The 10,936-nt window shown below is 38.8% G+C and carries 13 protein-coding genes and 1 other RNA gene; 4 read left to right on the plus strand and 10 right to left on the minus strand.

What is annotated here, in order from left to right:
- Positions 1-121: 121 nt before the first annotated feature.
- From LS67_RS08275 to LS67_RS08315, 10 genes are all read right to left on the minus strand, one after another.
- Positions 122-544 (minus strand): hypothetical protein, encoded by a 423-nt coding sequence (locus LS67_RS08275; RefSeq protein WP_052099955.1) that lies wholly within the window; start codon positions 542-544, stop codon positions 122-124.
- Between the two features lie 542 nt (positions 545-1,086).
- A complete protein-coding gene (gene dapF / locus LS67_RS08280; protein ID WP_034326021.1) occupies positions 1,087-1,881 on the minus strand; it encodes a diaminopimelate epimerase in 795 nt (264 codons plus the stop codon).
- Positions 1,882-1,900: 19 nt separating this feature from the next.
- Positions 1,901-2,497, minus strand: coding sequence for a dephospho-CoA kinase (gene coaE / locus LS67_RS08285; RefSeq protein WP_034326020.1), 597 nt, complete (start codon positions 2,495-2,497; stop codon positions 1,901-1,903).
- 9 nt (positions 2,498-2,506) lie between these two features.
- The gene (locus LS67_RS08290; protein WP_034326019.1) at positions 2,507-3,295 is read right to left on the minus strand and encodes a spermidine synthase; all 789 of its coding nucleotides are present in this window, start codon (positions 3,293-3,295) and stop codon (positions 2,507-2,509) included.
- A 67-nt stretch (positions 3,296-3,362) separates the two neighbouring features.
- An RNA gene (ffs, locus tag LS67_RS10270) (signal recognition particle sRNA small type) lies at positions 3,363-3,460 on the minus strand.
- 44 nt (positions 3,461-3,504) lie between these two features.
- The gene (gene hsrA / locus LS67_RS08295; RefSeq protein ID WP_034326018.1) at positions 3,505-4,185 is read right to left on the minus strand and encodes a homeostatic response regulator transcription factor HsrA; all 681 of its coding nucleotides are present in this window, start codon (positions 4,183-4,185) and stop codon (positions 3,505-3,507) included.
- A 45-nt stretch (positions 4,186-4,230) separates the two neighbouring features.
- Entirely contained in the window at positions 4,231-4,992 is a 762-nt protein-coding gene (locus LS67_RS08300) for a polysaccharide deacetylase family protein (RefSeq protein ID WP_034326017.1), read from the minus strand.
- Positions 4,989-7,556 (minus strand): flagellar hook-associated protein FlgL, encoded by a 2,568-nt coding sequence (gene flgL / locus LS67_RS08305; protein ID WP_034326016.1) that lies wholly within the window; start codon positions 7,554-7,556, stop codon positions 4,989-4,991. The genes LS67_RS08300 and flgL overlap by 4 nt, the downstream gene beginning before the upstream one ends.
- Complete coding sequence (locus LS67_RS08310) at positions 7,553-7,774, minus strand: hypothetical protein (protein WP_034326015.1); 222 nt, start codon at positions 7,772-7,774, stop codon at positions 7,553-7,555. Before LS67_RS08310 ends, flgL begins: the two co-directional genes overlap by 4 nt.
- Positions 7,775-7,823: 49 nt before the next feature.
- Positions 7,824-8,333, minus strand: a complete 510-nt coding sequence (locus LS67_RS08315; protein WP_034326014.1) for a hypothetical protein — start codon at positions 8,331-8,333, stop codon at positions 7,824-7,826.
- 68 nt (positions 8,334-8,401) lie between these two features.
- Here LS67_RS08315 and LS67_RS08320 point away from each other — a divergent pair, with 68 nt between their 5' ends.
- The 4 genes from LS67_RS08320 to LS67_RS08335 are packed head-to-tail and all read left to right on the plus strand — an operon-like array spanning position 8,402 to position 10,782.
- The gene (locus tag LS67_RS08320) at positions 8,402-8,782 is read left to right on the plus strand and encodes a RidA family protein (RefSeq protein WP_034326012.1); all 381 of its coding nucleotides are present in this window, start codon (positions 8,402-8,404) and stop codon (positions 8,780-8,782) included.
- A gap of 9 nt (positions 8,783-8,791) precedes the next feature.
- The gene (gene sppA, locus LS67_RS08325) at positions 8,792-9,676 is read left to right on the plus strand and encodes a signal peptide peptidase SppA (protein WP_034326011.1); all 885 of its coding nucleotides are present in this window, start codon (positions 8,792-8,794) and stop codon (positions 9,674-9,676) included.
- Between the two features lie 15 nt (positions 9,677-9,691).
- Positions 9,692-10,558 carry a formyltetrahydrofolate deformylase gene (purU, locus tag LS67_RS08330; RefSeq protein WP_052082163.1) on the plus strand — a complete coding sequence of 289 codons (867 nt, stop codon included), beginning with the start codon at positions 9,692-9,694 and terminating at the stop codon, positions 10,556-10,558.
- 8 nt (positions 10,559-10,566) lie between these two features.
- A complete protein-coding gene (locus tag LS67_RS08335) occupies positions 10,567-10,782 on the plus strand; it encodes a hypothetical protein (RefSeq protein ID WP_011116529.1) in 216 nt (71 codons plus the stop codon).
- Positions 10,783-10,936 lie beyond the last annotated feature (154 nt).

Below are 10,936 nucleotides of genomic sequence, written 5' to 3' on the forward strand. Positions count from 1 at the left end.
AAAAAAGCTCATACATTTGCTAAACCTACAAGAAGAGACAGAAGCTCAATCAAATGGGAGTGAAATATTACAAAAGCGAGGCTTAAAGTGGGCTTAATAAACAATGTGAATTGATAAAAAACTAATGCATTATGCCATCAATTCTTATTTCACCACTTTTTCCTCGCTTATCTCCTTGCCAATCCTCCCTGTCATAGATGCTTCCCTTGACGTGATAGATATGATTTAAAATCCACTCATTCTCTTTGTAAAAACTCAAATCCCAATGGGCAGGAATAGTGCTAATCACAGAGCGATTTTTGAGGTAGTTTTCAAGTATGTGTGGAAGCACATTTATACAACCTTGCGGAAGATTGGCACAAAATATACTCGCCATATCATAATTTATCATCAATCTAGAATCAATCCTCACATCACCACAATATATAAAATCTTTAAAGAGCAAAAGCGTATCTGGTTGCACTTCATTAATCTGGTTATCACGAGAAATACCAATACTATCAAAACCTCTATGATCGCTTATGATAAAATTGCGTATTATCATAATATCTCCTCACTCTTTAGCCATTCCAAATATTCGCCGAGATATAAAAGTGCGCATACCTCACTATCATAATGCCTATCGTAGTCGATTATACTTCTCGCATTAGCAAAGCTCATTTGTTGCTAAGGTAGATGCGTTATCAAAGAATGTAAATATTTATAAAGTAGGATTTTGCAGGATAAAATGATCTTATAGAGCCATAATCACTCACAAAAACAAAAGTATTAAACACCCCACAAAGTATGCACATAGTCTCTAATGCCTCCGGCGTCAAATTGCGACATATCACTACTATACACACCAAGTGGTGCATAAACGCAAAGATGGAGATATTTCTATAAAGTGTATAAGTTTTAGAATCTAAGTCTTTATGAGGTAAAAAAAAATGAAACAATATGCAAACGAAGTTTTGATAAAAAAGAATAAATAAAAGAGGATTCTACATAAGAGGTGTTATACCCCCCCCCCGCACTATTTTAAATTTATCTTTTTTTATACATCACCCCTTTTATTAAGACTTTCTTTAAGTAAAATTCTATTTTCTACTCGCCCAAAAACCAATCACAACGCGCAATGCGCTTCACTTCGCCCTTAAACAAAATATGTGAATCTGCCCCCAAGCTCAACCACAAAGTTTCTTTGCTCGGTGGGATAAGCACTGCCTTGTTTTCACACAAGCCATTTCTTAACGCCAAAACAAAAGCCGCAGCGGCTCCCGTGCCACACGCAAGGGTAATATCCTCAACTCCGCGCTCATAAGTCATATATTCTATACGCTCCGCCCCCACACACACAAGGGTAATGTTCGCATTATATTTCACGCGTAAATCCCTTAGGATAGTATCTCGCTTTGTCGGTAGGGCATTTTCACATTCCACAAATCCCACCAAGTGAGGCACACCGGTATCAAGCAAACTCCACGAATCCACACCATAGGGATTAGATTCTATAATATGCTCCTGTATAAGCGTATATACGCCCAAATCGCTTTGCACGAGCGTTGTATCATCTTTATCTAGCTCAATACCAATCAGTCCCACCTCACTCAAAAAACAATGGGTTCTAGGAGCAATGCCCTCTGTGTATGCGTAATGCCCCACACTTCTGCTTGCATTCCCACACATTTTGGCTCTTGAGCCATCAGCATTATAAAATTCCCATTCATACGCATAATCCACATTTTTTGCAGGAATAAGCACTACCATACCATCAGCACCTATGCCATTATGCCGCTCACACACGCGTCTCGCAAGAGAAGCGCGCGTGCCATTATCACACACATCAGTGTGAAAGACAAGGAAATCGTTACCACTACTGCTATATTTGATAAACTGCATACTGCCTCTTTAAGAATCTTTATTTTGGAAGAGAATTAATATAGGATTCTATGCGTTGCTGCAAAGCACGCAGAGTCCCGTCATTACCGATAATATCATCAGCCAAACGACATTTTTCCTCAATAGACATTTGCGCCTCTAGACGCATTTTTGCTTCTTCAAGAGTGAGATTATCGCGCTGCACAACGCGTTCAATCGCTTCTTTTACTGGAGTATAGACTACAAGTGATCGCGCCACAGGATAAGCCTCCTTGCCGCCCACTTCAAAAAACAAAGGAATATCTAAAAAATACCATACGCCCTTTTTTTCAAGTTCTTTGGCTTGGGCAAGTATCTCTTGGTAAATATATGGGTGCAAAATAGACTCTAATTTTTCGCGCTCTTTGGGAGAGGCAAAGATAATTGCCCCGAGTTTTTTACGCTCAATGACACCATTTTTATTAGTAATCCCCTCTCCAAAAGCCTCTATAACTTCCGCACTATGCTTTTCAAGCATTTGATGAGAAATTGTGTCAGCACAAATACTCTTGTATCCATAAAGCGCAAGAAAATTAACCAAAGTGCTCTTACCGCTTCCTATCGAACCTGTAAGAGCAATCGCGTGTTTTAACTCCATATATTCAACCTAAAACTTAGCAATATGCTGGATTTTTTCAAATAAAAAATTAGGAAGAGTAAAAGCATTCTCGTGTATATGAGCATTATAATATTGTAGTTGTGGAAGAAGGTCTATCTTTTGAAGAAGCATATCTGCCAAAGGATGAAAGGCTTTGGATGCAAAAATATAGCTTTTATCACTCAAAATGCTCAAGCTAGGGAAAAATGGCATTACGATATTGAAAAAATCCGTGCAGTCGCTCACTTTCTGTATGAATAAATCCTCCTCAAGCAATGGGTGATGATTGCGAACAATAAGAATCCCTCGCTCACCTAGCATACGAAAAAAACCATCAATTTGATGCTTTGAAGCGATCAAATCGGCAATGATTACATCATACTTTTTCACATCTAAATCTATCACTTGGCTAAAAAGTTTAAAATGTGGATTATTCATCACTTGATGAAAATGTGGCAAAAAACTCATAAAAGAATCTAGGCTTTTCTTATCGCCCTGCACACAATCCACGCTTACATCGTGCTTCAAACACTCATAGGCAATCTCGAGATTAAAGCTATCAAAAAGCAAAATATTCTTTGGATTAGGCAATACACATAGTGGGAGATGAGCTAATAACTCGGATTCTATAAAAAGATATTTTTGCAACATAAGATGAGTTTGGTTTATCATCGCCACTTCATCAAAATCAACACTCTTAAAAATCTCCACAATATGCGTGCTACGCGCGTCTAGAATCTTCGTATCAATAGTGTATTCCTGCCGAAAATTTGGTGTGAGCTGACGAGTAATCCACATTTTAACCTCTTAAAAAATAACCAAACATCATAAAAATAAAAAACTGAAATCAAATAATGAAAGAAACCCCCCTGCAGGGGCTTATGGCACATAAAGATATAAGATGCTCTGCTGTGTTCCCACCCTGAAGCGTTGTCCCATAAATCTATTGCATAAGTCTGCAAGGAAGCGGAGGAATTATACCATTTGAGACTTAAAAGTGATTGAAACTAAACATCACTTGGCTTCTTAGGATAGCAGAAGCGATATCCCCTGCGGCGCACCGTTTCTATCGTGCCGATATTGAGAGGTTTATCCATTTTTTGACGAATCTGATTGATTGCTACTTCAATAACATTTGGCGTTACAAGCTCTGGCTCTTCCCAAATTGCATCAAGTAGTTGCTCTTTAGAAACAATTTGGTCACGATGACGCGCAAGATGAGTAAGCACCTCAAAAGGCTTACCTTTAACTTCAATTTCCTGCCCTTTGTAAGTGATTTTTTCCTCATCAGGATTAATAACTAAATCCTCGATTTCAATCACGCTAGAACCCCAGAAACGTAATCTCGCTTGGATTCTTGTCAAAAGCACTTGCATATTAAATGGCTTCGCTACAAAGTCGTCTGCACCATCCTTAAAAGCTCGAATCTCGTTGTCTGCTGCAATCTTATTAGAGATTACAAGCACAGGTGTACGTGGAGACTTATCCTTTACTTGCGAGACAATATCGAGCCCACAGCCATCGGGCAAATCCCAATCTGCTAACACTAAATCATAGTTACGAATACTAATATAATACTCACCATCTTTTAGATTTTCCGCGACATCAGTTTGATAGCTGCGCTCATTCAACGCCTCTGTTATATTTTTACATAAAGTTGGATCATCTTCAATCACCAAGATTCTCATTTTTCTTCCTCTCAATCTTAAATTTAGCTTCGATTATAGCATATATTATAAAAAAATCTTGCCAATTACAAAATTTCTTGTACTTGAAGTAGCAAATAAATACTTTTTTAACCAAAAGAGACTATCTCTAGCTGTGTAACGCTTGAGTGCGTCATTGTTGTCTGTTGGGTGGTTTAGCCCCTCGTCCATCGTGTAAAATACTTCATACCCTATGCTTTTTGCACTGCGGAGCAAACCTTGATTGTAGCTACCATCAGGCCAAGCCAAATGCTTTGTATCCACATCAAGCCGTTCTTTAATCAAGCGCCTTGAGAGCTCAAAATCCTCGTGCCAAGTCATAGGTGAAGTAGCATTTGAAAATTGATAAGTATGCGTCATCGATCCCATACTAAAAACATCTTTCATTGCTCTAATCTCGTCCCAATTACACATAACGCCCCTTGCATTATCTAAAAGTGCGTTTTTGCACTCATTGTGTGGAATCTGCACATAATCCCGCTCGAGTCTTGAAGCTTCATCTACCCATTCTGTTACGACAAATAGCCCCGCCTTGAGATTGTATTTTTTTAGAATCTCATAAGCATTCATATAAATATCTCGCCACGCAATATCAAAAGTAAGCAAGATACATTTTTTATTTATCACCTCGCCGTCTTTTTTATATAAAAGCAAGTCATCAAAGCCCAAAAATTGATACGATTTACTCTGCAAATATCGAACCTGCTTTTCAAATACACTAGGTGAAACACTATAAGAATCCTGCATATCACGGATATGATTGTATCGAAGTATAGGAATACACATCATAGATAATTCACCAATGACATTTGATTGATACGACTTGTCGAAGCAAGCACTGCATTATAATTTGTGGTAAGATTCGAAAAGCGATTGTAAGTATCGGCAATATCCGTGCCAATCACATCACTCTTTACAGATTCTATTTGCACACGCAAAATCTCATTCCTCCTTATTACATTTTCAAAACTGCGTCCATGTGAGCCATTAAGCGCAATCATTTTTTCAATATGGTCGCTTAAATGTCCAAAAAGCTCAATGCCATTTTGAATCCCTTTATTACGCATTTGGTCGGTATATTCTTCACCATACGCATCTGGGCGATACACACCAGAGCGCACCGCCTGAATGATTTCATCTACAGAATTGAAAAAATCAACATCTGGCTGGTCAATAATAAGTGCATTATTTGCATTAAAAGTAAGCGAGGCACGATAATCGCGTATGCCTTGCTCACTAAAATCATTACTGCTTTTATCATAAATCATAAATTTCATACGCGAAACCGAACGCATTTCATCGCTAATCTCTATGCGTCCGTCCTTGCTAAGATACACGCTCACACGCCCATTTGTATGGTTGAGAAGCACCTCGTAAGCATTCTTTCCTGCCTGTGTGGGTGTATCGTTTTGCACCTGCACATTTTGATAATCACTCATTGGTTTATTACTATAATTTAATGCTATGCTTATCATATCAAGCAACTGGCGATAAGTTACATCATCGGGTTTGCTGATAGTTACCGCCGGTGGTTCATCGTGCGGATTATAAAATGGTATAAAAAATTCAGCTTGAGACTCAGGATTTGTAATATCAAAGTCCGCATTTGGCAACACAAGATAGCTCCCTTTGTCGTGAAACTCAATACGCGCTTGAAGTGGGATTCCATTATGGTCCTCTAAATCAAGATAATAAGTCTGTCCTTTAAGGCTGCCTCCCGCAACTTCTGCGAGTTTTGTCTCATCGGTTGCATAGCCCATACCACTTGCTAGAATCTGCGATACATTAGAAATGAGCTTAGAGCCTTGATTTTCAAAACTCACTCTATCATATTCTGTGCGATAATCACTCCTTAAGCCCTTAGTCTCCATTCCCAAGTCATTTAATGTAGTAAGCGAGAGTGAGAATCCGCTCGGTCCATTAAACGGTGGATTCATTAAATCCCTATCTTTGTGCGTTACATTCATATCTTTAAAAACTAGCTCACCGCGTATAATTTCGCCCTCTAATTTACCACCAAAATGATTCTTTACCATAGCAAGTAAGTCCTGCACTTCTAAATCATCATCGACATTCACACTTAGTGCCTCAATAGGCTCTTCATTGATACTACCATCATCATTATTTGGACGCGTGCCACCAATTACAAGCGTTTTCACATCTTCGTGCAACACATCCTTAAGTTTTGTGTTGAGTGTAGCCGGAAAATTATCCTTTGTGAGCAAGGTTGAAGGAAAAGTAAGCTCTCTGTGGTCGTAATTGCTCTTAATTGCTTTCATACTGCTTTGCGAAAATTGCCCCATAAAATGGCTTTTTTGAAAACTACTCACACGCGCCCCAAGCGCAGGTAAATCATCAAGATTCTCTACATCGGTATCGCTTGAGATAAGATGAAAGTCCAAATTTGCATTGCCGGGCTTGAGATTTTTTATCTCAATCTCTCCCCAAAAATTCAAGCTCACATCGACAACTTTATTCTTGCTTGTGTTGCCATACTCCTTGCCAATTCTATCGAGCAAATCCTGCACCTTTGTGGCATTTCTCTCGTTTTTGTAACCTACATCAAATTCAAACTTGCTTTTAAAGCTCGTGCCATCTGGGCGCACCCCCCGTAAATAAAAATACTCCTTGCCATTGTTGCTTGTATCATTATCATTATCCCCTATCAAGTCGCGCAGGGTATCGGTCGCCTTGATATAAATCTCCTCGGGTATATCCCCTCGCCGGATTCTATCCATAATGTCGTTGTTAAGCTTTGTTTGATTAAATTTGCGGATATTGCTCGTAATACTCTTATGATAGTCTGAATCTCGCCCGAAAAACAGCTCCTCACCGGTGATATTATAAGGTATGAGATTGTTATTACTCACGAGTGCCTCAAGTCTGTCATTATTGCCCTTATAGGTGCCATCTGGCTCAAATGGGCGAATTTTTACATTGCTTCCTGCAAAGAGAAACTCCCCGCCAATCGCGGTATTTGCAATATTTATCATATGCTCTTTGAGTTTTTCTAAGTCCCTTGCAATCGCCTCACGCGAAGTCGGCGAGTGAATATCGTTTGCCGCTTGAAGAAGCTTTGTGTTAAACTGCTCTGCAGTAATTGAAAGCTCGGAGAGAGCTTTATCAGTGTTGAGCGTGGCGGTGTGAGCATCATTACTCACATCAATCCCCTGATCCAAATTGATTTTTTCATACTCAAGCTTTAGATTTTGATTAAACACGCTACTATCTTGGTATCCATACTGAATCTTTAGCCCAGAAGCAATTTTTGTATTCATATCCATAAGCTTACTTTGCATCGTGCCTTGATAGTAATTCATTTGGTTGTATTTCGTGCCAAATGTAACCCTCATCGCTCTTCCTTAATGTTTATTTTCCCAAATACAGAATCTTTTCTATATCGGTTTTTTAAGCAAAAACAATACCCTACGAGCATACTTTTTACTTTTTCATACATTTTTGCTCTTTTTAATCGTGCGAGCAAGATTCTAGAATCTCCGCAAATTCTAGCCAAATCTTTTTGTTGCAGACTATGCGGAGAGATTCTAAAAACGCTTTGATATTTTTTCATTTCAGAATCCCATATTTTGAAATAAACGTGGCAAGATACATCTTAAATTTTAACGCTCAATCTCAAGCGTCTCTTCTTGCTGCTCGTAGATAATCTTACTCTTATCCCATTCAAAGTCCCCTGCCCTCTTTGTGTTCCCCGCCTTTGAATTCTCTACACCCTTTTGCTTACCACTTGGAATCTGTGCTGTGCCCTTGATTTTTGCGACATTGCTTGATGTATCCCCTTTTTTATCCTTTTGTGTTTTGCTATATATTGTTGTTTGTGCACCACCAAAGTGGCTTGTGGTGCTTTCATAACCACTTTTTTTTCCGCCCATAACATCAGCTTCATTTTTGCCGAGCAGCTCTTTTGGGATAGGAAGACGCTTGATTGAGCCATTGGACTGAATCTCCATAATACCAAGCAATACACCCCTTTTATGATCTATCATCAATGTTTGGTTAGGTTTGAGATTTAACTCTATCCGTGCAATCGTCTCAAAATCAAGTATCATATTGTCCGCCCACATCGCTACTGCACTTGCAATTATGCCCGCTAAAACACTTTTTATACGCATTTTTACTCCCTGCGATTTAAACTTTGGTGTTAGAATTATAGCTTAATTTTTGCTTTTTAAGGATTCTTATGCAAACAAGCAATACAATCAGCACACCAAATGCGCCACAAGCCATAGGTCCATATTCTCAAGCCTACACTTACAATGGACTTATTTTTACTTCAGGACAAATCGCGCTTACACCTCAAGGTGATTTTATAAATGGTGATATTGTCGCTCAAACCACACAAGTACTTGAAAATCTCGAGGCAATTTTAGAATCTGCCGGAAGTAGCCTACAAAAAGTGCTCAAAACAAGCGTATTCTTGGCTGATATGAATGATTTTAACGCGCTCAATGAAGTCTATGCGCGATATTTTGGCTCACATAAACCAGCTAGAAGCACGATTGCCGTAAAAACTCTACCCAAAAACGCGCTTGTAGAGATTGAATGTATCGCTACACTCTAGGCTTACAAAATGGACGATTTGCGTAATATCGGTCGTATTTTTACAGCCCCGCTTGATTTTATCAGCAAATATTTCAAGGTTTTTGTGCTTTTACTCATCGTACTTTTAATTTTCGTGCCAGATTATGATGAGGAGGATTCTACTCCCCCTAATCTCGCTAAACTTTATCTCACTACGCCAATTTATGAGAGTGATAGCTTTGCTGCACAGATTGAAAAAATCATCAAAAACAAAAATATTAAGGGTGTATTGCTTGTTATTGATTCGCCCGGTGGCTCGGTGGGTGCGAGTATCGAAATCGCCGATATGGTAAAAAATCTTAATCAAAAAATACCTGTTATTGCCTATGTGCGCGGTTCAATGGCAAGTGGAAGCTACTATGCTGGGATGTATGCTAAAGAAATTTATGCTAATCGTGGTGCGCTCGTTGGCTCTATTGGTGTGATTTTTAGCGGTGTAAATATCGAAGAGCTAATGGCAAAAATAGGCATTAAAGAACAAAGCGTTAAAGCGGGAGAATACAAAGAAGTAGGCACTTCAACGCGTCAATGGAGTGAAGAGGAGAAGCTATTTATAGAAAATCTCATTTTAGAACAATATGAACTTTTTAGGCAAGATGTGATTCAGGCTCGTGGCTCAAAACTTAAAGTGATGGATTATAGAGAATTTGCAGAAGGTAAGGTATTTTCAGCGCACATTGCAGCTCAACTTGGTCTCATTGATAAAGTCGCTTCTATGCAAGAGGCAGTCGCTACACTCAAGGCACAAGCAGGGGTTGAAAACGCCGTGTGGCTTAAGAAAGACAAGTTTGAAGCCTATATGGATAAGTTTTTAGAATCTGCAAGTAGCAAGATTCTATCCCTTTTTTCCCCACAACTCAAGGCGACTTTGTAAGATAAGAGCATATTTATGAAGCAAGATTCAAAACTTTTAAGTGAATGCGCACCTCAAAGTGTTATTCTTATCAGCGCGCCGGACAAAAAGGGGCTAATCTATCACATCTCCTCCGTGCTTTATGAGTTAGGGCTCAATATTGAGCGAAACGATGAGTATGTAGATAAAGAAAATGAGCGATTTTTTATGCGCACACAGGTGAGTGGCGAGAGTGATGAATCTTTGCTTTATACGAAAATTTCGGCGATTTTGCCCCCCAATAGCACATTAAAAATCCAGCCTGTTTGTAAGAAAAATATCATCATTCTTTGCACAAAGGAAAATCATTGCGTAGGCGATTTGTTGCTACGCTTTGAGAGTGGGGAGCTAAATGCTAATATCAAGGCTATTATCAGTAATCACGAGATTCTAAAGCCTTTGAGCAATAAGTTTAATATACCATTTTTTCACATTAGTGCGGAAGATATTTCAAGGCAGCAGCACGAAGAGGAGATTCTAAAAGTGTTGGCGCAGTTTGAATTTTCCTATCTTGTCTTAGCCAAATATATGAGAATTTTAAGTAGTGAATTTACACAACAATTTGAAAATAAAATCATTAATATTCATCATAGCTTTCTCCCTGCATTTGTGGGGGCAAATCCTTACAAACAAGCCCACAAACGCGGTGTAAAGATTATCGGGGCTACGGCACATTTTGTCAATGAGAATCTTGATGAGGGACCTATTATCACCCAAGATGTGATTGCTATTAATCATAATTTTTCGTGGCAGGATATGCAAAGGGCGGGACGCGATATTGAAAAGATTGTCCTATCCCGCGCACTCAATCTCGCACTTGAAGATAGAATCTTTGTCTATGGCAACAAAACTATCATATTTTAAGGAATACAATGTTGATACAACCTGAAACTTTCTCTGTATTGGTTGATGTGCTTCTTGGGATTTTCTATGCACTACAATGGATTACTTATCTCTTTTTTGGTTTAACACCTCCAGCACATACTAATCCCACATTTAAAAGATACTTTTACACCCTGCGACTTGCACTACCCTTGCGTCTTTTAGCATTATTTGCACTTTATAAAATCATTCAAGCGCTTCTCTAATGCCTACTTCTCAACATTCACACAATCCTAAAACACCTAAATCAATAAAACAATTATTTGCAGAACGTAAAAAAGCACTTTTCAAAAAACCTAGAAAAACAAAACCCAAGCCATCAAGATTCGCGCGTATTATTGATACATTATATAATGTCAT

It is taken from the genome of Helicobacter sp. MIT 03-1616 (genome assembly GCF_000765685.2).
GTDB classification, from domain to species: Bacteria; Campylobacterota; Campylobacteria; order Campylobacterales; family Helicobacteraceae; genus Helicobacter_C; species Helicobacter_C typhlonius.